The organism is Kurthia sp. Dielmo (genome assembly GCF_000307285.2).
Lineage (GTDB): Bacteria > Bacillota > Bacilli > Bacillales_A > Planococcaceae > Kurthia > Kurthia populi.
Window position 1 is genome coordinate 536,267 of the sequence record NZ_HE578957.1, and the last position, 24,872, is coordinate 561,138.

Consider the following 24,872-nt stretch of genomic DNA (forward strand, 5'->3'; position numbering starts at 1 on the left):
AATTTACCCGCAAATCGAACTGCATTTTTGTTATATAAACAGAAAAAAAGCTGGCTGCGACCGTTCATTGAGACAATCGAAGCCAGCAAAAGCTGTTAAAGTTTATGCCGATGTTTTTTCATCGTCTTGAACTTCAGTTCCGTCTTCTAAAATAAGTTTCGGACGTGCTTTATCTTGTAGTGTTTCTTTTGTGATAATGCATTTTACAACATCTTCACGAGAAGGTAATTCGAACATGACATCAAGCATCGTATCTTCAATAATTGAACGAAGACCACGAGCACCTGTTTTACGTTCGATTGCTTCTTTGGCGATTTCAAATAACGCTTCTTTCTCAAATACAAGCTCAACACCATCTAACTCAAGCATTTTGACATATTGCTTCGTTAGCGAGTTTTTAGGCTCTGTTAAAATTTGAACAAGCGCTGCCTCGTCAAGTTGTTCAAGACTAGCCAATACTGGCAGACGACCAATAAATTCAGGAATTAAACCGAATTTTAATAAGTCTTCTGGAATCAAGTATTGCATGAACTTATCGTCATCTACTTTTTTCTGTTCAGAACCAAAGCCAATTACTTTTGAACCTAAGCGGCGTTTGATGATTTGTTCAATACCATCAAATGCACCACCAACGATGAATAAAATATTCGTCGTATCAATTTGTAAAAATTCTTGATGTGGATGCTTACGGCCGCCTTGTGGTGGAACGCTTGCTGTTGTACCTTCTAAGATTTTTAGAAGTGCTTGTTGTACACCTTCACCAGAAACATCACGTGTAATGGATGGGTTCTCAGACTTACGTGCGACTTTATCGATTTCATCAATATAGATAATCCCTTTTTGTGCACGTTCAATATCATAATCAGCTGATTGAATTAATTTTAATAAAATATTTTCTACGTCTTCACCAACGTACCCAGCTTCAGTTAATGAAGTGGCGTCTGCGATAGCGAACGGTACATCAATAATGCGAGCCAACGTTTGTGCTAATAACGTTTTACCGCTACCTGTTGGTCCGATTAAAACGATGTTTGATTTTGCCAATTCGACATCATCAATTTTACTATTTGAATTAACACGTTTGTAGTGGTTATATACTGCTACAGAAAGGGCTTTTTTCGCACGATCTTGACCGATGACATAATCATCCAAAATGGTACGAATTTCTTGTGGTTTTGGAACATCTTTGATTTCTACTTCTTCTTCTGTGCCTAGTTCTTCTACTACGATTTCAGAGCAAAGATCGATACATTCATCACAAATGTAAACACCAGGACCTGCCACAAGCTTGCGCACTTGTTCTTGCGGTTTCCCACAGAAAGAACATTTTAAATTGCCTGTTTCATCATTAAATTTGAACAATTATTTCACCCCTATTCAAGCCAATGTTACAAGATAGTTACTGTTTTAGCAACTATAATGCCCATGACTCCTCTTTATACGTCTATGTATGACAAAACAAGGTACGGAAAAAAACCGCACCTTGTCTTTGATGTTTATTCTTCTATAGAAGAAAGATTAAGCAATTTTAGCGTTTTCAACTAAGAACTCAACAGTTTTTTGTACTTTTACATCATGTGTGATGATTGAAGTACCACCTAGAGCAGCTGTGATTTGGTCAGCTGTCATTTTGAATTGTTCAGCCATTTTAGCAAGTTCTGCTTCAATGTCAGCTTCAGTAGCTTCGATGCCTTCAGCTTCAGCGATTGCATCTAATACTAATGATACGCTTACGCGTTGTGCAGCTTCTTCTTTACGTTCAGCGCGGAATGAAGCTTCATCAGTACCTGAGATTTGGTAGTAGAAGTCAAGGTTTAAACCTTGCATTTGAAGTTGTTGGTTGAACTCTTGTAACATACGGTTTAATTCAGTTTCAATCATAGCTTCTGGTACGTCGATTGTAGCGTTTGCAGCAGCAGCTTCTACTAAATCGTCACGTAATTTGCCTTCTACAGCTTCTTCTTTTTGTTTAGCAGTAGTTTCTTTTAATTTAGCGCGTAAAGCGTCTAAAGTGTCAACTTCGCTATCGATTTCAGAAGCTAAGTCATCGTTTAATTCTGGAAGTTCTTTAGCTTTGATTTCTTTAACTGTTACTTTGAATACAGCAGGTTTACCAGCTAATTCAGCAGCGTGGTATTCTTCTGGGAAAGTAACTTCTACTTCTTTTTCTTCGCCAGTTTTAGCACCGATTAATTGTTCTTCGAAGCCTGGGATGAATGAGTTAGAACCGATTTCTAAAGCGTAATCTTCGCCTTTACCACCGTCGAATGCTTCGCCATCTTGGAAGCCTTCGAAGTCGATTACAGCAGTGTCACCGTTTTCAACAGCGCCATCTTCTTTTACTACTAATTCAGCAAGACGTTTTTGGTTTTCAACAAGGATTGCTTCAACTTCTTCGTCTGTTACTTCTACAGATTCTTTAGAAACTTCTAAGCCTTTGTAGTCGCCTAGTTTTACTTCAGGAATAACAACAACTTTCGCTGTGAAAGTGAAAGGTTGGTTTTTGCCTAGAGCATCTGGAGCGAAGTCGATTTCTGGTTGATCTACTGGAGAGATACCTGTTTCATCGATTGCTTTTGTGTAGTTAGCTTGTAGTAAGATATCAAGTGCATCTTGGTATAAAGATTCTACGCCGAATTTTTTCTCGAATAATTGGCGAGGCATTTTACCTTTACGGAAGCCTGGTACGTTGATTTGTTTTACTACTTTTTTGAATGCTGCATCTAATGCTGCATTTACTTCTTCAGCTGGCACTTCAACTGTTAATAAACCGTTGTTGCCTTCTTGTTTTTCCCATTTTGCTGACATGTGTATAACCTCCAAAATTAAATTCAAAGAGCTTAAAATTGTGTTTTACCGCTCATTTGATAACTGTTTTAGTATATCATAGTTCCGTTCACTTTCAACTCATTTTCACGCTTCAGGGAGCTCTGAAAATTTTTCGAGTTCTGCAAAAAAGTTTTGCAATTCGGAATTGCTTTGTGCAGGGTGGCCAAACATCTGATGTACATAATCAATATAGCCTTCTACGATCTCTTCCGCCTCATAGTCAAACCATGCAAACGGATACGTAACGAGCACGTGACGCGCTATTAAATATTGTACCATGTCACACGTTGAAACTTCTTGTTCTAGCTTATTTTCGACAAGTTCTAGTACACGAGCGACAATTTCCATATTTTCAGGCAGTACAAGCGTCGCCGTATTAACAAGTTCTGTGTGACCAAATTTTGATACTTCTACATAAATCGATACTTCTTGCTCTACCAAAATATAGAGCGCAATCGATTGCACCATCGGATGAACATCTTCTGATTCAATAATGTTTTTTAAACGTTTCGCAATCGGACGCACATTCGTTTGTTGCAGAGTACGTAGTAATTGAACTTGTTTTAATAAAGATTGTTCAAAAAAAGCATCGAGTAAATAATTAGATTCATCTAGTTGCTCTTCAACATGCGTTTGCTCTTCTTTGTTACGCTCAGAAGCCGCGATGCGACCATTCAAGGCGCGAATATGTTCAAATTGCTCGAATGATTGCGGTGGAATAACATTTTCCGTCATCAATTGTGAAATAATAGCTTCCACATGTTGAAATTCACGTAATTCCATACAAGTTGATAAATAAAGCTCCATCACTTCAATATACATATCTGTACCCATCGCGAATAATTCTTCGCAAATGGCACGGGCTTCTTCAAAACGCTTCACTTCAAATAATGAAAAAGCATAGGCACTGAGTAATTGCTCATCACCTTCTTCATACGCCAACACTTTTTCAAACGCTTCAATAGCTAAGTCATATTGATAATTTTCCGCATAATGATGCGCTTGCGTCTTAAAACGTTCCAGCGTACCTGGAAACATAATAACGTTCTCTTTTGTAATGTATTTTTTCTTTGGCATGCTCGGACGCTCCTTTTGCAAAATCATATCATATTATATTGACTGAAACACTTGATTCCTATGCCATTTCACATACTTTTTCTGCTCTTTTACAAGCACAACTTGTTGTCCCTCATACAAACCAAGTGCATACTGATCATCCATTAAACGCTCGGATACGAGTAGCTGCCCTTTATCATTCATCGTCACAAGCCCTTCCTTAAACAACATATGATGATTATGACAAAGTACAAGCGCATTATATTTATCAAGTCGCTCTTCTTGTGTACATTTTTCAGGTGCTTTTATAAACGGCACATCTAATAAAGGTGCAAATGCCGCCCCACAAATGGCACAGTTCGTATGCTCTGTTAGTGCATCAAGACGTCGTTGTTGTAAGAATTCATCACGTTGTGCGATAAATGCTGTTTGCCAATCACGGAGTTTTCCTAACAACGACACCGTCAAATTACTTGTTTCCTCTAATAAAGTCGGCTGAATCAATTGATCCTCGACAACAATTCGCAATTGCTTAATTAAATAAAGCGTTAATTCTACATGAATCGGAAATAAATAGCCGCTATTGCCACTACCATCTTGTTGGAATGGCGCATATTTTTCAGGTAACAATGGACGAATGTTTTCAAATAAAGGCGCAATGTCTAATGGTCGTTCTAAATCAGTATACGCCACCTTTGCCCGGTATTTTTTTTGCCCTGCCTCATCTGTCACAATATGCGTCGGCTCTTTGACAACACTAAGTGCTTTAATTTGCCCTTTCACATAATGCATCACTAAATCCCCCGGCACTAAATCATTCATATATTCCCATGAAAAATTGCGCGCGCCTGATCGGTCAAAAATAGCTGTTTGAAGAAGCGATTGTTTGCGCTCCTCTTCATATGTTTCACCTTGCATGACGATTAACCCGTTCATAACATTCCCTCATTCGTTGATAGTTTCGTTACTTCTAAGTATACACATTCTGACGAGAGAACAAAATGCTTGCAACAAAAGCAAAATAAAAAGCAGAAACCCTCTATATGACGAGGATTCCTGCTTTATCTAGCCTATTACTTTGTTTTCTTAGCTGTGACAACTACATCATCATTAATAATTGTTGTAACAACGGAGTCAATCAAGGCCGTTGAAGATGACCCGCTTGTTAAGACACTCACAATTAGTGGATCTCCGTCTTTTTGGGTCATATAGCCACTTAATGTACGTACATTATTAATTGAACCTGTTTTTGCCACAATACGATTGGTCATATCAGCTGTTGTAAAGCGGTAACGTAATGTGCCGCCTACCATACGTTCATCATTTCCTGCGACTGGTAAGCTTGTGTACAATGTTTTATAGTATTTTTCCTTTTGTGCATGGTATAAAAATTTCGTCATTTGATTTGCGGTTACTTTATCTTGATGTGATAAGCCCGAACCATCAATATACGTCCAATTCTTCGCTGACACAGAATGAGCTGTCGCATATGTTTGAATTGCTTTCACGCCGCTTGCATTTGTCCCTTTATTGAATACTTTTTTACCCATTGTTTTTGTTAATGTATCTGCAATCCCATTATTACTTAATTTCATAAATGGCACCATAATCGATTTAAGTGGGACAGATTTATCTGTAATACGTGTAGTCGTACCTTTTTTCGGTGTAACTGCTAATTTATACGCAGGATTTTTTAGTGTAATACCGGCTTTTGTTAATTCCGTCGTAAAAATTGTCATCGTATGTTTGGATGGATCATCCACTGAAATCCATTTATCGGTTTTTGAACCTTCTGCAATTTTCCCTGTTACATATACTTTATTTGTTCCATATTTACGTGAAATTTTAATTGCTGTTGTATCGCCTTTTTTGACGGTCTTTGCTTTATTCACAACTTTTAAATGACCTTTTGCGCTAAAGGCTACTTTTGGTTCCTTCCCCTCTTTATCGCCCTTCACATAAACAACGACTGTGCCGGTATCATATTCTTTGTTTGGTGATGTTGCGAGTGCAGATACGGGTGCACCGTAATACGTTAATGAATCAGCTTTATTAATGCCTGGCGCTAAATATTTATTATCAAACCAGCTCTCATCACCGTACACATGGCCACTAATTTTTTTGATTCCTTTTGCTTTTAATACTTTCGCGAAATGCGTCAAATCTGATTTATGCAGCGTCGGGTCCCCTTGTCCAACTAAATAAATGTCCCCCATTAGTGTGCCATTTTTCTTTAATTTCCCGGTCGTTTTTACCGTTGTTGTAAAGCGATAATTTTCACCTAATGTACTAAGTGCTGCAGAACCTGTTAATAATTTCATATTCGATGCCGTCGACATTAAATTTTTGGCATTATATGTATACAAAATTTTACCCGTTTTTGCATCTCGTACGCTAATACCTGTTGTTAATGTTGAATCTTCTAATGTTTTATTTAATGTTTTTATTGTCGAATTTGTTAAAATTTCTTTTTGTGTCGTATTAGTTGTTGCCGCCTGTGATTCCATAACGGGACTAAATAGAAATAGCCCTGCTAAAGCACTTGCGAACGATACACGTTTCATTTTATTCACGTCATTCGCCCCTCTCTCGTTTTATTATAGGTGCAAACAATAACAAATTTATATTACTTTTTGATTACAAATTTTAACACCTTTTTTGTGTGCATTAAAAAAAGGCTTTGCACTATGCAAAGCCTCTTCAAAATCTATATGGCTTAGTAAGCTAAACCGTAAAGTGCTTTAATGTGAGATAAGTAGCGAATGTTAGACGCTTCTTTCATTAATGATGCTGGTAAACCTTTTAGTTGTGTGCTGTTGCCACCAACTGTTGCGACGCCGTCTTTACGACCTAGTGACGCAAGTGTACCAGAATCTACTGGTGCGAATTCGTTCATTTCTTTGCCTGTTAAATAAGCGAATAAGTTGTACCCAACTAATTCACCCATTTGCCAAGCATTTTGAGCTGTTGGCGCATATGGACGATCTGTTTCTTTGTTTGCACCTGGTGCGTAAGCTGCTGCTGCATCCCCTACAACGAATACATCTTGGTGAGAATCTGATTGTAAGAAGTCATTTACTACGGCTTTCCCGCGGTTACAAACTAAACCTGATTCTTCTACGATTGGATATTGGGCTACGCCACCTGTCCAAACGACTGTGTTTGCTTCGATTTTTTGGCCATCTTTAAGTGACACAACATTGCCTTCAACGCCTGTTACAGGAAGACCTGTTAAGAATTCAACGCCGCGGTCTGCAAGTGATTTTGTCGCGCGTTCGATTAATTCTTGAGGAAGTACTGGTAAAATACGTGGGCCAGCTTCCACTAATTTAATGTCTAAATCAGATGCTTTTACGCCGTATTTTGCTGCGATTTTCGGCATATTATCAACGATTTCACCAACAAGTTCAACACCTGTTAGACCACCACCACCGATAACGATTGTGGCATCAGCTTTGTTACCTGTTTCAGCGAATGATTTGATTTTAGAGATGATGTGTTCACGGATTGTGTTCGCATCTTCAACTGATTTTAGAACGAATGAATTTTCTTCAAGTCCCGGAATACCGAAGTAGCCTGTTTTTGAACCTAATGCGACAACTAATGCGTCGTATGATAAGTTTTCACCGTTATCTAATTTTACTGATTTGTTGTCTACTGAGAATGATTCAACAGTTGCGATTTTTAGCTTGATGTCTTTGCCGCGGAATAATTTTCCTAAGTCAAAAGCAACTGCTTTTTCGTTTACTGTGCCACCTGCTAGACGGTGTAATTCCGTGATGATTTGGTGTGTTGGGTATTTGTTAACAACAGTTACTTCGGCTTCGTTGCCATCTAAATATTGACGAACTGTTAATGCAGATAATACGCCGCCGTAACCTGCACCTAAAATGACGATTTTTTTCATTGGTTAAACCTCCATGTTACTAAGTGTTGTGGAATATTAGTGGTTTTGTTTTCTTTTGAAACTTCTAAGAAAGCATTTGCAAAACGGAATACGCTTTGTACTTGTGGGTCTTTCATTAATTTTAAAATGCCGAATAAGCCGATTTGTTCGTGGCTTACATCTGCGCGGTCTTTTGCTTCAATTGCAGTTGCAGCTAAACCTTTTGCAGATTTTACGACTGGTCCTACGATTTCAGAAGTCGCGTTGACCATATCATTTTTGAATACCGTATCTGTAGCAAGACCTTGTGCCACATCATACACTTGTGTAAGAGTTGTCACCATTTCTGCAAGTTTTGGTAATTCGTTCACTAAAGCTGTTAATGAAGCTTGTACTTGTGGATCTAATAATTGGTCAAGTACGTCTAATTGTTGTTGGTTTACTGCTGGTTGTTGTGATTGAGTAGTCTGTTCTGACATATCCAATTCTCCTTTACAATAACTATTTCTGTGACTTCACAAACGTGAAATTTGTGTCTAAGAGCATTTTGCTCTAGTGTAATGCGCTTCTAAATGATCTTTCAGGCATCGCCCATCGTCGCGGTGCAACTTTCCATTACTTCATCAAACTTCCATTCAATGAAGTGAAGAAACGACAAATAACAAGTAACATAATGCGAATGTTCAAGACTGTTCAAATAGGTGTTGTCAACAAATCTCAAATCAATTTTAACATAGATTACTTTGAAAAACAGTTGTTTATCGAGATTTGCACGCATTCGGAAAACTTCCTTTTTACGATTTCGTGAAGCCTTTCACAAAGGATTATACACCTGTCTAACGATAATTCCTATAGTGATTAACTGAAAATTCTTTCAATAACTTTTTTTCATAGAATTTTTTCAAAACTTCTATGAATCTTTAAATATTTTAACGTTAAAATATTTAACACCTTCACTATCATAACATAAATCGTTATAAATCGCCGAAATGAATACTTAAGTTTTTAAAGAAAACAGGATACCGCTAACTATAAATACTGCGAAACTGCTTTGGTGTACAGTTTGTGAATTTTTTTAAAACTTTTGTAAAATGGCTTTGATCATGAAAGTGAAGCAACTTCGCAATAGAGTGATTGACCTTTCCTTCATCAATCATTGCATATGTAACGCGTATTTCATCAGTAAAATGTGCTAATGAAAAGCGAAAATGTACGACAGGTCAAACAATAATCGTAGTTGTCTGTCGCTTAAAAAGATAATAGCATTCGATATTATTAACACGCCATTTTTGATAAGACGCCCATTCTTTAGGAAATGTTTTTTTAATAACTTGTGCAATAAAAGGTTGAGCCCCTATATAAGCCATTGTATGTAAAATTTCTTTTGTTGCATTATGCACAACAGTTACTGGGATATGAAACGTTTCTTCAATAACTAAACGTTCTTCGTCTACTCCCACAAAAATTCCTCCTTCACGATTGCCAACATCTAATTTAGCGACAAAATAAATGAATTTTCGAGAGAAATTTCGCGTACTTTAAAAAAGGCGCCAAAAGGAATTGGTTTTTACACAAAATTACATTTTATGGATTCTATATCCTTCCACCTCTTGCCTACTTTCATTCCATTCTCCGTGAATTTCAAACACCCCCTCTTCAAAAAACAATGGAAATCGACGTTTAAACCATGGCTGCATTGGTAATGACATTGCTTCATCTAATGTAACCCAGCACAATTCGCCTTCTGGTGGATGTTCGAGTAATGTACCTTCAAAATCTGTTGCGACATAATTAAATACCATATAGCGATAATTATTTTTCGTATCCGCATAGCCATCCACACCTTTATAGATGAGATTTTTCACCTTGAGCCCTGTTTCTTCAAAAACTTCACGAGCTGCACCTTCTGCAATGCTCTCAGGAAAATCCACTTTACCACCCGGCCCTAGATACCCTGGAAAGCCTCGTTCTGGTGGACGATTTAGTAATAAAATACGCTCTTCTTTCTTCACAATACACATCGTATAAATATCCGTATTAATCATATTTGTTCACGCCCCTTTTCTACACTTATCATACTGCTTTTAAAATATTGATTTCAATCCTACAATAGCGCTTAAAAATTGAACAAGCAGGAAATTGAAATCTCCCGCTTATTTATTTTTGATGACGACATTTTTTACAATAGCTATTTACTAAAATAAGCAGTTCCTCTGGCTTTATCGCATCCCCAAGTCTTATTGTTTTAATGACTACTCCACATTTTTTACAATGTACTTCTTTTTCAAATGGTATTGGCATATAATCCCCCCCTCATTCCTTTATCGGAGAATTATGGCCGTCTTAAATGTTTCATAATCTCTCTTCACTTGCTCCTTATACATAAATGTCGCATACGATACATAGTGAATAAACTGCTCTTTGTCAGTAATCGCCTCTAAAATTTCTTCTGCGCTACGATATGCCCCTTCGATATCTGCACGCGTATGGATTTTCGCCGCGACACAGCCCATCGTCTCAACCGTCCGCTTATAATCCTTCTCCGTCACTAAATCGTTCGGCTTCACTTTCTTTTTATATGGGGACCGTTCACGAATATAAAACTCCTTATCGCCAATAGTCATATAGCCAACATACGGATCATTTAAATGATGCATCGCTTTTTGTGTCGCTACAACGCGTTCTCCTTGATGCGGATGTTTCTGCCAAAATGTTTCGTTGTAGGGTAGAAAATAAGCTGGCACTGGCGGACGTGCTTCTTTCATTTCAAGCACCAAATCATCATGACCTCCCGCTTCTAGCCCGCCCTCAATCAAAATATAATAGCGGCTTAGGCCAATAGAAGCCGTCCCTGAGCCGTATTTACGCGCAATATCTTTAATGCGAAAATGCTGTGCATTGGGCACATGTTTTTTCTCAAGCGTCTTTATATAGTCCTGCATAACCTCCCCAATTTGCATCGCCTCATGTCCCGTTACTGGCTGCACCTCTTCGTCAAAATGAAATACGCGTTCGCCTCGCTCATTACTGTACGTAATGTCGGCTAAGAGATGATTGCGCTTACGCTTTTCTAATTTCTTTAATACTTTTTTTATCGGTTTTTTCGTATTGTCTACTGTGAATACAAGCGTTAGCGGATCTTGTTCGTTCGCCACAAAACGTGCTAGTTGCTTATAATAGCTTTCCGTAAACGTCCGAATGAATGTCCGCTGCTCTTCAGCTGTGCGTCCTTGCTCATCGGCATAAAGCGCAATGCTCGTACTCATGCGCAAAATATCGTATAAATAGGAACCAACATAGCCTTCATCAAAATCATTGGCGTCAAAAACGATTTGTCCCGCTTCATTTTGGAAGCATCCGAAATTATCCATATGCATATCTCCTTGAATCCATACGGGTCTATGCTCAGGCGTATGATAAAGCGATGGAATCTTCGTCACATCATAGTAAAATAAATAGGCACTCCCTCTAAAAAATCGGTACGCACTCTCCTGCATCTTGTCATACTTTGCTTGGCGCTGTGCCTCACTTAGTCCCATACAGTCCACATCAAATTCATGTAGCACGGTTTCAATAAAATGCTTACGCAAAGCTTGGCGTGTATGTTTCACACGTTCATTATTAATCGGCATCGAACTCCTCCTTTAATATTTCAACTATGTAACGAAGCTATCAATTTCATGTAATTTCACTGTTTTGCCTATATTATTACCCTCCATTTCGATACACTTAACAACGTAAAAAAAGAAAAGGTTGGTGATTCGAATGATGAAACGCACACTATGTACCCTACTGGTCGGTACAAGTTTTTTATTAGGTGCTTGCACACAAGAAGATACAGCAACCTATGAAATGCAGCAAGACGGCATCGACATGACCGTCAAAAATTATTATGTAGATGATACTATTACAAAACAGCATATTGAAACGACGATGTCATATAAAACGCTTGGCTACGCTTCAAAAGAAGCTGCACGTGAAGCGAATTTAGATGCTGAGCAAGAATATAATCACGAAGCTGGTATACGCTATAAAGCAAATTATAAAAGGAATGCGATTGCAACCAATTTGACGATTGATTATGATAAAATCGAACATTTAGAGGCACTTGAAAACTTGCGGGGCGTTACCTTTGAAGTAGAATCGACAAATCCGGTTCAAGTAAATAAAATCAAGACCGAAATGCTTTTAAAAGAAAATGGTTTTAAGAAGCTTGAGGAGTAATTTGTAAGCTATTGTAGGGCGAAAAAGGACATAGGCAATTTCGACTGTTTCTGTTACACTAAATGTATTGATTTAAAGGGGATTAGACTATGTTGCCAACTACCGTAAAACACCGTTATACAGGCGAACAAATTACGTTTGTCGAACGCACGAAAGACTACACCATTATTGAAGTAACACTACCAGCCAACGGGGATGGCCCACCACTACATAAGCATGACCGCTATGAGGAAAATTTTGAAGTCATTAGCGGTCAACTAACGGTCACTGTAAATAAAAAAACGACCATTTTAAAGCCAGGTGATGCAGCACTTGTTCGTCTAAAACAGGCACACCGCTTCACAAATGCACATCCAGAGCCGGTAACATTCCGTGTGACACTAACACCACGTTGTGATTTTGAGACGTCTGTGCGCATTCATTACGGACTGATGGACGATAATCTAACAGATGATAAAGGTAATCCGAAAAAATTTACCCATCTAGCTATTATCCTGTACTTCCAAAACACATGGATTGCTGGTATTCCAATTAGTATTCAACGCTTTATTGCGAAGCGCATTTTAGCGAAAGCTGAGAAAAACGGTACGTTAAAAGAATTAGAAAAATATTATATTGAAGCATAAAAAAAGAGGCTCTCACACATGTGAAAGCCTCTTTCTTATTATTTCCCTTGCTTTGCTTGTTTCTTTTGTAAATATGCCTCACGTAATTGTGCAAGACGTTCTTGTTTATTGGACTGAGCCGGCTTGTTTTTTTCGTGGAACTTCGTTACTGCTGCCTGGCCTTTTGAATCTAATTGATATTTTCCCATTTTGGTTCACCTACTTTTTGTTAACGTAACCATACTACTATACATTATTTTCGTCGATTCGTGTAAAGAGAATGTTTGGAAAAAGATGCTACCTTATTTTTTCTTTTTAACCTCATCTTAACCTTTGGCCTATAGGATAGGTAGTAAGAAGTGGTAATCTACCACTAAAAATGAATGGAGGTTTACAATGAAAAAACGTTTAATTAGTAGTAGTATGGCTGTTGCTTTATTATTTACAGGTGCTGGACACTCGTCTGCAACTACAGTAACAACTGCAGCACAAACAAATTTATCAAGCTTGCAAGGTATGGATCTCGAGAACGCATTATTGGCCGTGCAAAGTCAGCGCGCAGGTTTATTGGAAGATCAACTAAAGAATCAGCTAGAACAGGTACAAGTACGAAATGCTGAGATTTCAAAACTTAATGAACGGTTAGCTACTTGTAAGAATGAAGAGGAAAGAGCATTGATTAAACAACAAATGGATACGCTAGCCAATTCGCAGCAAATGGATACGCTTCGTCTTCAAAGCTTATCAAATAAACGCAACGAAGCATTTGATACAATGACTAATTTCATTAAAAAAATGCAAGATAATCGTTCGTCTATCCTAACAAATATGCGCTAATAAATAAAACCTCCACCGTCGTTTGAATACGGTGGGGGTTTTCATGTTTATATATGGCTTTCTATCGTTTAAAATTCCGCTTCAATATGCTCAAAATATCATCGCAATTTAGCTTGAAATATTGAAAACCCTCTCCTAGTGATTTCATTCCTATTCTCGTATGTACTGTTAGTCACTCGTCTCAAGCAATTCTCTTGTCTTCCAGTCATATACTTTGTAATCCATTTCAAACTGATGATTGTGACTTACCGTAATCTCACAATAATATGGATTGGCCTCGCCATATGCGGGTAGCTCGGGTTTCCCCTTACTCCTAATTTCCTCGTCTAAATACACCATATCAAAATACGTTTTCGTCGTATGATGTCGCCCACTTTTAGCGGTATCAATCGTACATTTCCCCTCTAGCTTGTCATAGTCTTTTGCCACAATTGATTTTAAATCCGGTACCGTAAATACGAGTAGCCCGATTCCCACTACAAATAGCCCGAGCGTTTTTAAAATACTTAAAAACGGGAAAACCCGGTCCTTAACCATTATGATTAAAAGAAAGATACTGCCAGCCGCCATCACAATACCCACAAGCAATACAAGATAATAATCGATTATTCTCCACTTCCCTATGCCATATTCTCTTTATTTTATCATTTTCTAGAAAACAAAAAACGCATTAAATTCTTATCTAATAAGAATTTAATGCGTTTTTCGATGACACCTTGATGTCCCAGGAGGGATTCGAACCCCCGACCGACGCCTTAGAAGGGCGTTGCTCTATCCAGCTGAGCTACTGAGACGGTATTGCCTAATTCGATTAGGACAATACTTATTATATAGGACGTTTCTATAAGCGTCAATAAATTTTTTTAATATAGAATTAGAAATTAATTTTTGTAATGAGCTGATGTTGATCGTCTAAAAATGTAACGCTATAGCTATCGGCTGTTGTCTCAATAACCGCATAGCTTTTTTCTTTACGGCCACGTGGTGATTTGAGGCTACCAGGGTTTAAAAAGAGTGTGCCATCAACTAATTCAGCGCCTAAAGCATGCGAGTGACCAAATAAAACGATATTGGCACCAACCTCCTGTGCACGCATCGCAAGTGGTGTCAGTGTCGTTTTGACATTAAATAAATGACCATGTGTCATAAATACCGTCTTATCCTCGACATCGACCACTTCCTCTACTGGATAGTTCACATCATAATCACAGTTCCCGCGTACACGTTTACAATCTTTTATATGCACATCCTCATAAGCAAGCTCACTATCGCCACAATGGAAATAATACGCTGCATCTGGATGTGCTGCGATCACATCAGGAATAATTGCAGCATCTCCATGCGTATCACTTAATACGACAATCTTCATCGAATCCCTCCTATAATTTACCTGCTAATTTTTCTGTTAATAAACGCAGTGCATTGCCTCGGTGAGACACCTTGCCTTTTTCCTCTGCGCTTACTTGTGCTAATGTTTTGCCGAGCTCTGGCATGTAGAAAATCGGATCGTAGCCAAAGCCAGCCTCTCCTCGGCGTTCACGTAAGATTTGACCCTCACAGTAGCCTTTTACAGTCATCGTGTCCATCTCTGGACCTGTGATTGCTAGGCAGCATACGAAACGTGCTGTACGGTCCTTATCTGGCGTTTCTGAGAGCTTTTCAAGCACTTTATCGATATTCGCTTCATCATCATGGTCGCCTGCGTAACGTGCTGAATAAACGCCTGGTTCGCCGTTTAGTGCATCCACTTCTAAGCCACTATCATCGGCAATGACTAATTGCTGTAAATCTTTTGCTAGTGCCTCTGCTTTTAAAATGGCATTTTCCTCAAATGTTGTTCCTGTTTCCTCAATATCCATGCTTGGTGCGACATCAAATAGTGTTAATACATCATAGCCAAGTGGTTTAAAGATGGCTTCAAAATCATGTGCTTTCCCTTTGTTTTTTGTAGCGATAACGACTTGTTTCATAATTAATTCCCTCCATATGTAGAAAAGGAGCTGCCATGCAAAACCTTCTTCTGTTGAAGAAAAGCTCCTGCGGGACAGCCCCTTGTTTGTTATAACGTAATGCGCGCTGCATTCACGTCATCGATTGGTAGCCAGTTCGTTGCGATATCTTTAAAGATTGGCAATGAGCCTGTTGCAAAAAATCGATGTTGTGGTGCAGTTGTGGCACTTCGTTCGATACCTTTGAATTGTAGAATATCTAATGCTTGCTTCGCTGTCTCAGTAGCTGACGATACGATATGTACCTGGTCGCCAACTGCACGTTGAATCAAATCTTTAATAATTGGATAATGGGTACATCCTAAAATTAATGTGTCAAACTGATTTTTTTCTAATGGTTGTAATGTCTTTTTCACTAAGTCAAAAGCAAATTCACTTTCATACTCGCCACTTTCGACAAGTGGCACAAGCGGTGGACATGCAAGCGATGAAATTTTACTTGATGAATAAAGTGATGCTACGGCATTTTCATACGCCCCGCTTTTCACTGTACCCGCTGTTGCGATAACTGCGATATCATGTGTTTTCGTCGCCTTGATTGCGGCTTGTGCACCTGCATTGATGACACCGATGATTGGAATGTTGCTATGTTTTTGTAGACTTTCTAATGCTACGCATGTTGCCGTATTGCATGCAATGACAAGCATTTTTATACCCATCTCTTCCAGTTTATTCGCCATTTGCCATGTAAATTTCACGACTTCTTTAGGCGTTCTTGGACCGTATGGGCAGCGCGCTGTATCACCGATATAGTAAATCTCTTCATTAGGTAAATAGTGAAGCATTTCTTTTACAACGGTTAAGCCACCAACACCTGAATCAATAACTCCAATTGGAGCATTCACGTTAACCGCCTCATTCCTCTTTCATTTCTTGATACATTCGTAAGAGGAGTGTTGAAAGAACCTCCACTTCCGAATCGTCAAAATCTTTAACAACGTCTTGTAAATAGCCTTGTCGCTTTTCAACAACCTCCGTAATAATTTGTTTACCCTTTTCCAACAAATGTACACGGACCACACGACGATCTTTCGTATCGCGAGAACGAATGACTAATTCTTTCTGTTCCATACGATCGACTAAATCAGTTGTTGTACTAAACGCTAAATACATTTTAGTAGAAAGTTCGCCAATTGTCATGTCCCCAAGTTCATCTAACCACTGAAGCGCGATAAATTGTGGTGGCGTAATTGTATAATTACTCAAAATTTCGCGACCTTTTTGTTTAATGTTTCCGGCGATATGTCGCAAACTTTTTTCGACACTTAAAATATTTTCAGTTAACTCGTCATGCGGCATTAAAATCACTCCCGTAAAGTATATATAACCTCTATTTTGACTTTAAATGCCTTAATAAGCAAGTCATTTCTGAATTATTTAACTGTTCCGGCAAGTGACTCTAATTGCTCATTATTGAACGCTATAGATTTCCCTGTATTTTTATTCATTTGTACGACTGTGCTTGTGCCTGTAAAAATAATTTCTTGCCTCTTCAGTGCAACATAATGCATATCAATCGATGAGCGACCAACACGTGCTATTTTCACACCAACCTTTAACACATCGTTGTAGTAGGCCTGTTGCACATAGTCACAATGAAGATTTGCCATGACCGGCACACCGAAGACACCTGGCTCAAGCTCTTGTGCCATTAAGCCGCTATTTTCCATATACGCTGTACGTACCTGCTCAAAATAAATAAACGGTACGGTATTATTCATATGACCAAATAAATCTGTTTCACAAAAACGTACTTTAATATCCTCGAAATAATAAAAATCAGCCAACCATGTTTGTACATCTTCAATATATGCTGGTAACATGTAAATCCCCCTAAATAAATGAATAGTTGTTCATTCTCATATTTTACCAACTTTTTCTCGTAATTGCACATATTTTCTTTTTACAAACAAAAAAGCCACCCGCAGAAGCGAGTGGCTTTTGTTCAATATTCTTAGTCGACCATGTGGTCAGAACCGAAGAAGTTTTTGAACATTTGAACTGTTGCAGCACGGTTAAGTGAAGCAATAGAAGTTGTTAAAGGAATACCTTTAGGACATGCTTGAACACAGTTTTGAGAGTTACCGCAGTTAGCAAGACCGCCGTCTCCCATAATAGCGTTTAAGCGTTCGTCTTTCACCATTGCACCAGTTGGGTGAGTGTTGAATAAACGAACTTGTGATAAAGGAGCTGGACCCATGAATGAAGAGCCAGAGTTTACGTTAGGGCATGACTCTAAGCAAACACCACAAGTCATACATTTTGATAACTCATAAGCCCATTCACGTTTACGTTCTGGTAAACGAGGACCTTCACCTAAATCGTACGTACCATCGATTGGAACCCAAGCTTTAACTTTTTTAAGTGAGTCGAACATGCGTGAACGGTCAACTTGTAAGTCACGGATAATTGGGAATGTGCTCATTGGTTCGATTGTAAGTGGTTGTTGTAATTGGTCAACAAGAGCTGAACATGATTGACGTGGACGGCCATTGATAACCATTGAACATGCGCCACAAACTTCTTCTAAACAGTTCATGTTCCATGCTACTGGAGTAGTTTTTTTACCGCTTGTAGTTACTGGGTTCTCACGAATTTTCATAAGAACAGAGATAACGTTCATATTTGGGCGGTAAGGAACTTCGAATTCTTCCCAACGAGTCGATGCCTCTGGACTATCTTGACGTTTTACTTTAACAGTAATTGTTTTTTGTTCTGCCATGATTAGTGAGCACCTCCTGTGTAGTCACGTTTACGAGGTTTGATCATAGAGCAATCAACTTCTTCGTAAGTGATAATTGGATCAAATGACGGTGTGAATTCAGCAATTGTTGTTTTTAAGAAGTTCTCATCGTCACGTTCAGGGAATTCAGGTTTGTAGTGAGCACCACGAGATTCATCACGTAGTAACGCACCTTTTGTAATTACGTTTGCAAGCGCAAGCATGTTACGTAATTGACGAGTAAATTGAACACCTTGGTTAGACCATTTAGCTGTATCATTTACGTTGATGTTGTTCCAACGTTCTTTGAATTCAGCTAATTTTTCAAGTGTTTCTTGTAATTGTTTGTTGTAACGAACAACTGTTACGTTGTTTGTCATTAATTCACCAAGCTCTTTGTGAAGAAGGTAAGCATTTTCGTTACCTTTATCCATTGAGATAACTTCATTCCATTTAGCTTGTTCTTCGCGAACTGCATCATCATAAATTTTAGATGGAAGGTCTTCAACGTGTTTGTCTAAACCTTTAATGTAGTTAACTGCGTTTGGACCAGCTACAGTACCACCGTAGATAGCTGAAAGTAATGAGTTAGCGCCAAGACGGTTACCACCGTGTTGAGAGTAATCACATTCACCTGCAGCGAAGCAACCAGGGATTGTTGTATGTTGATCGTAATCTACATATAAACCACCCATAGAATAGTGAACTGCTGGGAAGATTTTCATTGGTACTTTATGAGGATCATCACCTACGAATTTTTGGTAGATTTCAATAATACCACCAAGTTTAACATCTAATTCGTGTGGATCTTTGTGAGATAAGTCAAGGTATACAACGTTTTCACCGTTAATACCTAATTTTTGGTTGATACATACGTCGAAGATTTCACGAGTCGCAACATCACGAGGTACTAAGTTACCGTACGCAGGATATTTTTCTTCTAAGAAGTACCAAGGTTTACCGTCTTTATAAGTCCAGATACGGCCACCTTCACCACGAGCAGATTCTGACATTAGACGTAATTTGTCATCGCCAGGGATTGCTGTTGGGTGGATTTGAATCATTTCACCGTTTGCGTATTTAGCACCTTGTTGGTACACGATAGATGCTGCAGAACCAGTGTTGATCATTGAGTTTGTTGATTTACCGAAGATGATACCAGGGCCACCAGTTGCCATAACAACTGCGTCACCACGGAATGCACGGATTTCGTGAGTTGCAAGGTCTTGTGCTTTAATACCTTTACATACGCCTTGTTCATCTAAGATTAGGCCTAGGAATTCCCAGCCTTCGAATTTTGTAACTAAGCCTTCTACTTCCCATTTACGTACTTGTTCGTCAAGTGCGTATAGAAGTTGTTGACCAGTTGTTGCACCAGCGAACGCTGTACGGTGATGCATTGTACCGCCGAAACGACGGAAATCTAAAAGACCTTCTGGTGTACGGTTGAACATAACGCCCATACGGTCTAGTAAGTGGATGATACCAGGTGCTGCTTCACACATTGCTTTTACTGGTGGTTGGTTTGCTAAGAAGTCACCGCCATAAACAGTATCATCAAAGTGGATCCAAGGTGAGTCCCCTTCACCTTTAGTATTAACGGCACCATTCATTCCGCCTTGCGCACATACAGAGTGTGAACGCTTAACCGGAACTAATGAGAATAATTCTACTTCTGTGCCCATTTCAGCAGCTTTCATTGTAGTCATTAAGCCGGCTAAACCGCCGCCAACAACTAGAAGTTTGCTTTTCGCCATGTTTTTTCTCACTCCTCGTTCAAATAGTAGTTAGCGTTTTCAATAAATTAGCTTATCGATTAAACGAAAGCTAAAATTGCCATTACGCCTACTACAGATAGCAATACAAAGAAAATCATTGTTACCCAAGTTGCAACTTTTTGAGATTGTTTAGATTGTGTAATACCCCAGCTAACTAAGAATGACCAGATACCGTTAGATAAGTGGAATGTAGCTGCGATGATACCAACAATGTAGAATGCTAACATTGCTGGGTTTGATACGATGTCAGCCATCATATCGTAGTTAACTTCAGCATCTGCAAGCGTTTTTTGTAAACGTGTTTGCCAGATATGCCAAGCAATGAAAATTACTAAGAAAATACCTGATAAACGTTGTAACATGAAGAACCAGTTACGTGTTGTACCAAAACGTTTTAGATTTGATTTTGCAGTAAATGCAATATATACACCATAGAATGCATGGAACATTAATGGAATATAAATTACAACCCATTCTAAAACTAATAAGAATGGCATTTTTTCAACTAAGCCTGCTGCTTCGTTGAAAGCTTCTACACCTTTAGTAGCTTGGAAGTTGACTAATAAATGGAACACTAAAAACAGACCTACAGGAATTAAACCAAGTAGTGAATGTAGTCGACGCCAATAAAACTCTTTTTCTTTCGCCAAGACTGTTACCCCCCTCAGTACTTAAAACTTGCAGCACAAGATTAACCATCGTTAGATTCGCTAACGTATGGTTTCACTACAAGCTTTATCATGGTACAATATTATGACAAGTTCATTGTACTCTCATAACTATTGAGCGTCAAGGAAACCAAAGCAATTTCAAAGCGTCCTATACGTGTGGAAACCGCTATAAATGAGTTGAATTATCTATTTCGAGCAAATATTTTCTATCTCATTCAAATTTTAGACAAATTTTAAGAAAGAAGTGGTCATATGTCGCAAGAATTAACACAAAATGTTTCTGCGTTTGGCTACGAGCTTATTCGAGACCATATTCTGTCTTCTATCTTAGGTAAAAATGAAGAAGATATTCTCTACTGGGCTGGTAAAGAGCTAGCACGCAAATTCCCCGCTACGACACTAGAAGAAGTATTACAATTTTTTGCAGATGCTAGTTGGGGCACCTTAACACTTGATAAACAATCAAAAGATGAAGCGTTCTTTACATTATCAGGTGCTGAAGATTTACTACATATTACACATCGTTGCTTCCGCTTAGAAGCTGGCTTTTTAGCTGAGCAGCACCAAAATATGTCTGGACTTCTTACAGAATGTCTAGATGATAAGCATGAACGAAAAAACAGCGTAACCTTCCATGTAAAATGGGATTTAAAAGATCCAATCGAACGTTAATTCCTTCAATGCTCAAAAAAAGGATTGCGAAAGCCGCAATCCTTTTTTTATATAATAAAATGACTGATTTATGAAAATAATCGTTTATTATTGATGCCTTTCATGTCATTTCATTTTTAAATAGAAGAAACTCAAAATTTTTAGAGATTTCTGTTCAATTTCCACTTGGATAACTGGACATTTGCCTACACAAAAGACTACTCTTTTTTTTATTTCTTTTCCGTTTAAACTTCTACTGAAACTTTACTTAATTCAAATTCCTCATGTAGAGCATTGGCTGCTTTTAACATATCTTCATGCGCTACTACGACCGACACTTTGATTTCAGATGTACTAACCATCTTCACACCGATGCCTTCGCGGTATAGACGGTCAAACATCGCCGCCGCAACTCCTGGATTAGAGGCCATACCTGAGCCAACAATCGATACTTTTGCTAATTGACTCTCATGCTCGATATGGTCATAGCCTAATGTACTTTTATGTGCTGCTAAAACGGTTAATGTCTCTTGTAACTGTGATTCTTTAACAGAGAATGACACCGTTGGACTGCCTTGTGCGACAAGCGCCTGTACAATAATATCAACATTGATATGATTTTTAGCTAATGTTGTAAAAATATTGGCAAGTGAGCCAGTATAGCTTTCATTATAATAAACGGTCATACGCACGATTTGCTCTTCAAAGGCAACTCCGCGCACTACTAGATTTTTTTCCACTATAACTTCCTCCTTCAAAATCGTTCCCTCAACTTCTTCATAACTCGAGCGAACAGTCATCGGCATACGATGATTTTTAGCGACCTCCACGCTACGTGGATGAAGCACACCCGCGCCTAAATGTGCGAGTTCAAGCATTTCATCATAAGACATCTCCTGTAGCTTACGCGCGCCTTTAATATAGCGTGGGTCACTTGTATACACGCCGTCCACATCGGTGTAAATATCACAGCGTTCTGCGCCAAGAGCTGCCGCAAGTGCCACCGCTGTCGTATCCGAGCCACCTCGACCGAGCGTCGTAATATTCCCTTGTGCATCAATGCCTTGGAAACCCGCTACAACAGCAATTTTATGCTCATTTAATGCTTGCTGAATCGTTTTTGCTTGAATGTTTTCAATACGTGCATTGCTCGGTACTTGCTCCGTCACAATGCCCGCTTGCCACCCTGTAAAAGACTGTGCTTCAATGCCTAAAGATTGAAGCGCCATCGATAATAATGAAATTGTCACCTGCTCACCTGTTGTTAGCAGAACATCCATTTCACGTTTTGAAGGAGTCGTTGCTATCTCATTTGCCATTGCGACAAGTTGATCGGTCGTTTTCCCCATTGCAGATACAACGGCCACAATGCTATGACCTTTTTTATATTCCTTTTGAATTCGCTGTGCTACGTGCTGAATTCGTTCTGTTGTCGCTACCGAAGTACCGCCAAATTTTACAACTAAAGTACTCAAATTTATTCGCTCCCCACATATTGTCTATGTCAGGCAGTCAACATGAATCAAAAAAAGGCCGACCTAAATTTTAGGCCGACCTTCGCATGTACGTTCATCGTTCGAACATTCATGTGTGATAGCCCTCCAGAACCATTGCTGATTCTGACAATTCCACATTTCTTAAATGTAGAACCAACAGTTAGAAAGAATAGATTTCCTAACCATTTCGGCGGCCTCCCCTTTCAACACTCCTCACCGGTTCTATCCAACCTAAGAATGTTTACTATTAGAGTTCCGCGCCTCTATCATCACTAATCTAGTGATTTCATTTGGTGCTTTAACATTATCACAATATTTGGAAAAGGACAATTATTTTTTTGAAAAATACGCAATTACGGTATTACTCAATGATTTTGGTAGTCCAGCTTCTACTAATTGTGCCTCATCTGCTTCTTTAATTTTCTTAATCGAGCCGAAATGACGCAGTAGTTGCTGCTTTCGCTTTGGACCAACGCCTGGTATCTCATCTAATACCGACGTAATCGCATTTTTTTGGTGCAACTGACGATGGAACGTAATCGCAAAGCGGTGCACTTCATCTTGTATACGCTGTAATAAATAAAAGGCCTCACTATTATGCTTGAGTGGCACAAGCTCCGGTGGCATACCGTATAGCAGCTGCTTCGTACGGTGCTTATCATCCTTTGCCAGACCCACAATCGGAATATCGAGCCCTAGCTCATCCTCTAGCACCTCGCGCACGACCTCCATTTGCCCTTTACCACCATCTGTGACGATTAAATCAGGCCAAGGCTGGTCATCACGTAGCATCCGTGTATAACGACGACGTACGACCTCACGCATCGCTCCGTAATCATCATGCGCCTCTGCCTGCTGAATTTTAAATTTACGATAATCCTTTTTACTCGGCTTACCGTCAACGAATACAACCATTGCAGAGACGGTATCGGCGCCAAAAATATGTGAGTTATCGAAGGCTTCGATGCGCAGCGGTGTAACGATTTGTAATGCATCCCCTAGTTCCTCACAGGCTCCAATCGTGCGCTCCTCTTGACGCTCAATCAGCTTAAATTTCTCATCAATCGAGTTTTGCGCATTTTGCGTCGCAAGCTCTAGCAATTCTTTTTTCTTACCCTTTTGTGGCTGTAGTACAGTAGCATGCAGCGCCTCTTCTAGCATCTTCGCATCAATTTGTTGTGGGACGAGTATTTCCTTCGGTAGCAAATGCCCTTTTTCATAAAAGCGCGCCACAAATGTTAAAAATTCTTCTTCCGGCTCTCCGTAGGACGGGAACATCGATACTTCACGCTCGATTAGCTTGCCTTGACGTACAAAAAAGACCTGTACACAAATCCAGCCCTTATCGACCGCATAACCAAAAATATCGCGATCTGTGAAGTCATTAATAATAATTTTTTGATGTTCTACAACTTTTTCGATATGCGCAATTTGGTCTCGAAATTCCTTTGCTCGCTCAAAATCAAGCTGCTCAGAGGCCTCATACATTTTCTTCGTTAATTCTTTTTTGACATCATCCTGCCCACCCTTTAAAAAGCGTGAAATTTCCTGCTTCATGTCATCATAGGTTTCCTTAGGAATGTCTTTGACACAAGGCGCAAGACACTGGCCAATATGATAATAGAGACAAACGCGATTTGGCATCGGATCACATTTGCGTAATGGATATAAACGATCTAGTAGCTTCTTCGTTTCAGCAGCGGCATAGCCGTTTGGATAAGGACCAAAGTATTTTGCGCGGTCCTTTTTCACTTTACGCGTAATCATTAGGCGTGGATAGCGTTCATTTGTTATTTTCAAATAAGGATATGTTTTATCATCCTTCAGCATAATATTATATTTTGGGTCATGTAATTTAATTAGATTAAGCTCTAGTAAAAAGGCTTCCATATCCGAGGATGTCATAATGTATTCAAAATCGACAATTTCACTAACTAAGCGCTCCGTTTTCGCATTATGTGAACCGGTAAAATACGAGCGCACACGATTTTTTAAAACTTTCGCTTTCCCTACATAAATAATCGTTCCTTGGCGGTCCTTCATTAAGTAGCAACCCGGCTTATCCGGTAAGATGGCGAGCTTTTGTTTTAATAAGTCATTCAACGACG

Annotated in this window: 27 protein-coding genes, 1 tRNA gene, 1 pseudogene and 1 riboswitch; of the genes and pseudogenes, 4 read left to right on the plus strand and 25 right to left on the minus strand. The window is 39.0% G+C overall.

What is annotated here, in order from left to right:
• Positions 1–102 precede the first annotated feature (102 nt).
• The 12 genes and pseudogenes from clpX to KTHG_RS07615 all read right to left on the minus strand — a co-directional run bounded on the left by clpX (position 103) and on the right by KTHG_RS07615 (position 11,403).
• Complete coding sequence (clpX, locus tag KTHG_RS07565; protein ID WP_126991060.1) at positions 103–1,362, minus strand: ATP-dependent protease ATP-binding subunit ClpX; 1,260 nt, start codon at positions 1,360–1,362, stop codon at positions 103–105.
• Positions 1,363–1,518: 156 nt separating this feature from the next.
• Positions 1,519–2,808, minus strand: coding sequence for a trigger factor (tig, locus tag KTHG_RS07570; RefSeq protein ID WP_139992528.1), 1,290 nt, complete (start codon positions 2,806–2,808; stop codon positions 1,519–1,521).
• Positions 2,809–2,913: 105 nt separating this feature from the next.
• Entirely contained in the window at positions 2,914–3,906 is a 993-nt protein-coding gene (locus KTHG_RS07575; protein ID WP_139992530.1) for a tetratricopeptide repeat protein, read from the minus strand.
• Positions 3,907–3,939: 33 nt separating this feature from the next.
• Positions 3,940–4,821, minus strand: a complete 882-nt coding sequence (locus KTHG_RS07580) for an HNH endonuclease (protein WP_139992532.1) — start codon at positions 4,819–4,821, stop codon at positions 3,940–3,942.
• 137 nt (positions 4,822–4,958) lie between these two features.
• On the minus strand, positions 4,959–6,449 hold the full coding sequence (dacB, locus tag KTHG_RS07585; RefSeq protein ID WP_255512413.1) for a D-alanyl-D-alanine carboxypeptidase/D-alanyl-D-alanine endopeptidase: 1,491 nt from the start codon (positions 6,447–6,449) through the stop codon (positions 4,959–4,961).
• Between the two features lie 152 nt (positions 6,450–6,601).
• The gene (locus KTHG_RS07590; RefSeq protein WP_126991055.1) at positions 6,602–7,792 is read right to left on the minus strand and encodes an NAD(P)/FAD-dependent oxidoreductase; all 1,191 of its coding nucleotides are present in this window, start codon (positions 7,790–7,792) and stop codon (positions 6,602–6,604) included.
• Positions 7,789–8,250 carry a DUF1641 domain-containing protein gene (locus KTHG_RS07595; protein WP_139992536.1) on the minus strand — a complete coding sequence of 154 codons (462 nt, stop codon included), beginning with the start codon at positions 8,248–8,250 and terminating at the stop codon, positions 7,789–7,791. The genes KTHG_RS07590 and KTHG_RS07595 overlap by 4 nt, the downstream gene beginning before the upstream one ends.
• A gap of 546 nt (positions 8,251–8,796) precedes the next feature.
• A pseudogene (locus KTHG_RS07600) lies at positions 8,797–8,931 on the minus strand (AraC family transcriptional regulator); the annotation flags it as partial.
• 60 nt (positions 8,932–8,991) lie between these two features.
• On the minus strand, positions 8,992–9,231 hold the full coding sequence (locus KTHG_RS07605) for a hypothetical protein (RefSeq protein WP_139992540.1): 240 nt from the start codon (positions 9,229–9,231) through the stop codon (positions 8,992–8,994).
• Positions 9,232–9,348: 117 nt separating this feature from the next.
• Positions 9,349–9,816, minus strand: a complete 468-nt coding sequence (locus tag KTHG_RS07610) for an 8-oxo-dGTP diphosphatase (protein WP_126991050.1) — start codon at positions 9,814–9,816, stop codon at positions 9,349–9,351.
• A gap of 112 nt (positions 9,817–9,928) precedes the next feature.
• The gene (locus tag KTHG_RS21140) at positions 9,929–10,072 is read right to left on the minus strand and encodes a hypothetical protein (RefSeq protein ID WP_186439523.1); all 144 of its coding nucleotides are present in this window, start codon (positions 10,070–10,072) and stop codon (positions 9,929–9,931) included.
• 20 nt (positions 10,073–10,092) lie between these two features.
• Complete coding sequence (locus KTHG_RS07615; RefSeq protein WP_139992542.1) at positions 10,093–11,403, minus strand: DUF2252 domain-containing protein; 1,311 nt, start codon at positions 11,401–11,403, stop codon at positions 10,093–10,095.
• Positions 11,404–11,536: 133 nt separating this feature from the next.
• On the opposite strand from KTHG_RS07615, the gene KTHG_RS07620 reads away from it, so the two are divergent.
• On the plus strand, positions 11,537–11,995 hold the full coding sequence (locus KTHG_RS07620) for a DUF1307 domain-containing protein (RefSeq protein ID WP_139992544.1): 459 nt from the start codon (positions 11,537–11,539) through the stop codon (positions 11,993–11,995).
• An 89-nt stretch (positions 11,996–12,084) separates the two neighbouring features.
• Positions 12,085–12,621: a cupin domain-containing protein gene (locus KTHG_RS07625; protein WP_139992546.1), complete on the plus strand. Its 537-nt coding sequence runs from the start codon at positions 12,085–12,087 to the stop codon at positions 12,619–12,621.
• A 38-nt stretch (positions 12,622–12,659) separates the two neighbouring features.
• Here the strand turns inward: KTHG_RS07625 and KTHG_RS21145 are convergent, their stop codons facing one another.
• Positions 12,660–12,809 carry a hypothetical protein gene (locus tag KTHG_RS21145; protein WP_029499375.1) on the minus strand — a complete coding sequence of 50 codons (150 nt, stop codon included), beginning with the start codon at positions 12,807–12,809 and terminating at the stop codon, positions 12,660–12,662.
• Between the two features lie 187 nt (positions 12,810–12,996).
• Here KTHG_RS21145 and KTHG_RS07630 point away from each other — a divergent pair, with 187 nt between their 5' ends.
• Positions 12,997–13,437, plus strand: a complete 441-nt coding sequence (locus KTHG_RS07630) for a hypothetical protein (protein WP_139992548.1) — start codon at positions 12,997–12,999, stop codon at positions 13,435–13,437.
• Between the two features lie 168 nt (positions 13,438–13,605).
• On the opposite strand, the gene KTHG_RS07635 is transcribed toward KTHG_RS07630, so the two are convergent.
• The 10 genes from KTHG_RS07635 to KTHG_RS07680 all read right to left on the minus strand — a co-directional run bounded on the left by KTHG_RS07635 (position 13,606) and on the right by KTHG_RS07680 (position 20,596).
• On the minus strand, positions 13,606–14,007 hold the full coding sequence (locus tag KTHG_RS07635) for a hypothetical protein (RefSeq protein ID WP_222424333.1): 402 nt from the start codon (positions 14,005–14,007) through the stop codon (positions 13,606–13,608).
• A 150-nt stretch (positions 14,008–14,157) separates the two neighbouring features.
• Positions 14,158–14,231 (minus strand) — tRNA-Arg (locus KTHG_RS07640).
• Positions 14,232–14,311: 80 nt separating this feature from the next.
• Positions 14,312–14,806, minus strand: a complete 495-nt coding sequence (locus KTHG_RS07645; protein WP_139992552.1) for a YfcE family phosphodiesterase — start codon at positions 14,804–14,806, stop codon at positions 14,312–14,314.
• 10 nt (positions 14,807–14,816) lie between these two features.
• Positions 14,817–15,407, minus strand: coding sequence for an XTP/dITP diphosphatase (locus KTHG_RS07650; RefSeq protein ID WP_139992554.1), 591 nt, complete (start codon positions 15,405–15,407; stop codon positions 14,817–14,819).
• Between the two features lie 89 nt (positions 15,408–15,496).
• Positions 15,497–16,291: a glutamate racemase gene (gene racE / locus KTHG_RS07655; RefSeq protein WP_126989279.1), complete on the minus strand. Its 795-nt coding sequence runs from the start codon at positions 16,289–16,291 to the stop codon at positions 15,497–15,499.
• A gap of 10 nt (positions 16,292–16,301) precedes the next feature.
• A complete protein-coding gene (locus KTHG_RS07660; protein ID WP_126989278.1) occupies positions 16,302–16,745 on the minus strand; it encodes a MarR family winged helix-turn-helix transcriptional regulator in 444 nt (147 codons plus the stop codon).
• Between the two features lie 74 nt (positions 16,746–16,819).
• Complete coding sequence (locus KTHG_RS07665) at positions 16,820–17,269, minus strand: acyl-CoA thioesterase (protein ID WP_139992555.1); 450 nt, start codon at positions 17,267–17,269, stop codon at positions 16,820–16,822.
• A gap of 131 nt (positions 17,270–17,400) precedes the next feature.
• Positions 17,401–18,168 carry a succinate dehydrogenase iron-sulfur subunit gene (sdhB, locus tag KTHG_RS07670; protein WP_139992557.1) on the minus strand — a complete coding sequence of 256 codons (768 nt, stop codon included), beginning with the start codon at positions 18,166–18,168 and terminating at the stop codon, positions 17,401–17,403.
• 2 nt (positions 18,169–18,170) lie between these two features.
• A complete protein-coding gene (gene sdhA, locus KTHG_RS07675; RefSeq protein ID WP_139992559.1) occupies positions 18,171–19,925 on the minus strand; it encodes a succinate dehydrogenase flavoprotein subunit in 1,755 nt (584 codons plus the stop codon).
• 59 nt (positions 19,926–19,984) lie between these two features.
• Positions 19,985–20,596 carry a succinate dehydrogenase cytochrome b558 subunit gene (locus KTHG_RS07680; RefSeq protein WP_126989274.1) on the minus strand — a complete coding sequence of 204 codons (612 nt, stop codon included), beginning with the start codon at positions 20,594–20,596 and terminating at the stop codon, positions 19,985–19,987.
• Between the two features lie 273 nt (positions 20,597–20,869).
• Here KTHG_RS07680 and KTHG_RS07685 point away from each other — a divergent pair, with 273 nt between their 5' ends.
• Positions 20,870–21,289 (plus strand): YslB family protein, encoded by a 420-nt coding sequence (locus tag KTHG_RS07685; protein WP_139992561.1) that lies wholly within the window; start codon positions 20,870–20,872, stop codon positions 21,287–21,289.
• Positions 21,290–21,513: 224 nt separating this feature from the next.
• On the opposite strand, the gene KTHG_RS07690 is transcribed toward KTHG_RS07685, so the two are convergent.
• Both KTHG_RS07690 and uvrC read right to left on the minus strand, forming a co-directional pair.
• Entirely contained in the window at positions 21,514–22,743 is a 1,230-nt protein-coding gene (locus KTHG_RS07690) for an aspartate kinase (protein ID WP_139992563.1), read from the minus strand.
• A gap of 111 nt (positions 22,744–22,854) precedes the next feature.
• Positions 22,855–23,038, minus strand: a riboswitch (Lysine riboswitch).
• 56 nt (positions 23,039–23,094) lie between these two features.
• On the minus strand, positions 23,095–24,867 hold the full coding sequence (gene uvrC, locus KTHG_RS07695) for an excinuclease ABC subunit UvrC (RefSeq protein ID WP_126989271.1): 1,773 nt from the start codon (positions 24,865–24,867) through the stop codon (positions 23,095–23,097).
• Positions 24,868–24,872: the final 5 nt, after the last annotated feature.

Bases quoted from the DNA above. Each gene is read 5' to 3' on its own strand.
- KTHG_RS07635 (WP_222424333.1), bottom strand. From the start codon at position 14,007: ATGGCGGCTGGCAGTATCTTTCTTTTAATCATAATGGTTAAGGACCGG.
- sdhB (WP_139992557.1), bottom strand. From the start codon at position 18,168: ATGGCAGAACAAAAAACAATTACTGTTAAAGTAAAACGTCAAGATAGT.
- KTHG_RS07580 (WP_139992532.1), bottom strand. From the start codon at position 4,821: ATGAACGGGTTAATCGTCATGCAAGGTGAAACATATGAAGAGGAGCGC.
- sdhA (WP_139992559.1), bottom strand. From the start codon at position 19,925: ATGGCGAAAAGCAAACTTCTAGTTGTTGGCGGCGGTTTAGCCGGCTTA.
- KTHG_RS07660 (WP_126989278.1), bottom strand. From the start codon at position 16,745: ATGCCGCATGACGAGTTAACTGAAAATATTTTAAGTGTCGAAAAAAGT.
- KTHG_RS07625 (WP_139992546.1), top strand. From the start codon at position 12,085: ATGTTGCCAACTACCGTAAAACACCGTTATACAGGCGAACAAATTACG.
- KTHG_RS07595 (WP_139992536.1), bottom strand. From the start codon at position 8,250: ATGTCAGAACAGACTACTCAATCACAACAACCAGCAGTAAACCAACAA.
- KTHG_RS07665 (WP_139992555.1), bottom strand. From the start codon at position 17,269: ATGTTACCAGCATATATTGAAGATGTACAAACATGGTTGGCTGATTTT.
- KTHG_RS07645 (WP_139992552.1), bottom strand. From the start codon at position 14,806: ATGAAGATTGTCGTATTAAGTGATACGCATGGAGATGCTGCAATTATT.
- tig (WP_139992528.1), bottom strand. From the start codon at position 2,808: ATGTCAGCAAAATGGGAAAAACAAGAAGGCAACAACGGTTTATTAACA.
- KTHG_RS07650 (WP_139992554.1), bottom strand. From the start codon at position 15,407: ATGAAACAAGTCGTTATCGCTACAAAAAACAAAGGGAAAGCACATGAT.
- KTHG_RS21140 (WP_186439523.1), bottom strand. From the start codon at position 10,072: ATGCCAATACCATTTGAAAAAGAAGTACATTGTAAAAAATGTGGAGTA.
- KTHG_RS07615 (WP_139992542.1), bottom strand. From the start codon at position 11,403: ATGCCGATTAATAATGAACGTGTGAAACATACACGCCAAGCTTTGCGT.
- dacB (WP_255512413.1), bottom strand. From the start codon at position 6,449: ATGAAACGTGTATCGTTCGCAAGTGCTTTAGCAGGGCTATTTCTATTT.
- KTHG_RS07610 (WP_126991050.1), bottom strand. From the start codon at position 9,816: ATGATTAATACGGATATTTATACGATGTGTATTGTGAAGAAAGAAGAG.
- KTHG_RS21145 (WP_029499375.1), bottom strand. From the start codon at position 12,809: ATGGGAAAATATCAATTAGATTCAAAAGGCCAGGCAGCAGTAACGAAG.
- KTHG_RS07590 (WP_126991055.1), bottom strand. From the start codon at position 7,792: ATGAAAAAAATCGTCATTTTAGGTGCAGGTTACGGCGGCGTATTATCT.
- KTHG_RS07685 (WP_139992561.1), top strand. From the start codon at position 20,870: ATGTCGCAAGAATTAACACAAAATGTTTCTGCGTTTGGCTACGAGCTT.
- KTHG_RS07620 (WP_139992544.1), top strand. From the start codon at position 11,537: ATGATGAAACGCACACTATGTACCCTACTGGTCGGTACAAGTTTTTTA.
- KTHG_RS07630 (WP_139992548.1), top strand. From the start codon at position 12,997: ATGAAAAAACGTTTAATTAGTAGTAGTATGGCTGTTGCTTTATTATTT.
- KTHG_RS07575 (WP_139992530.1), bottom strand. From the start codon at position 3,906: ATGCCAAAGAAAAAATACATTACAAAAGAGAACGTTATTATGTTTCCA.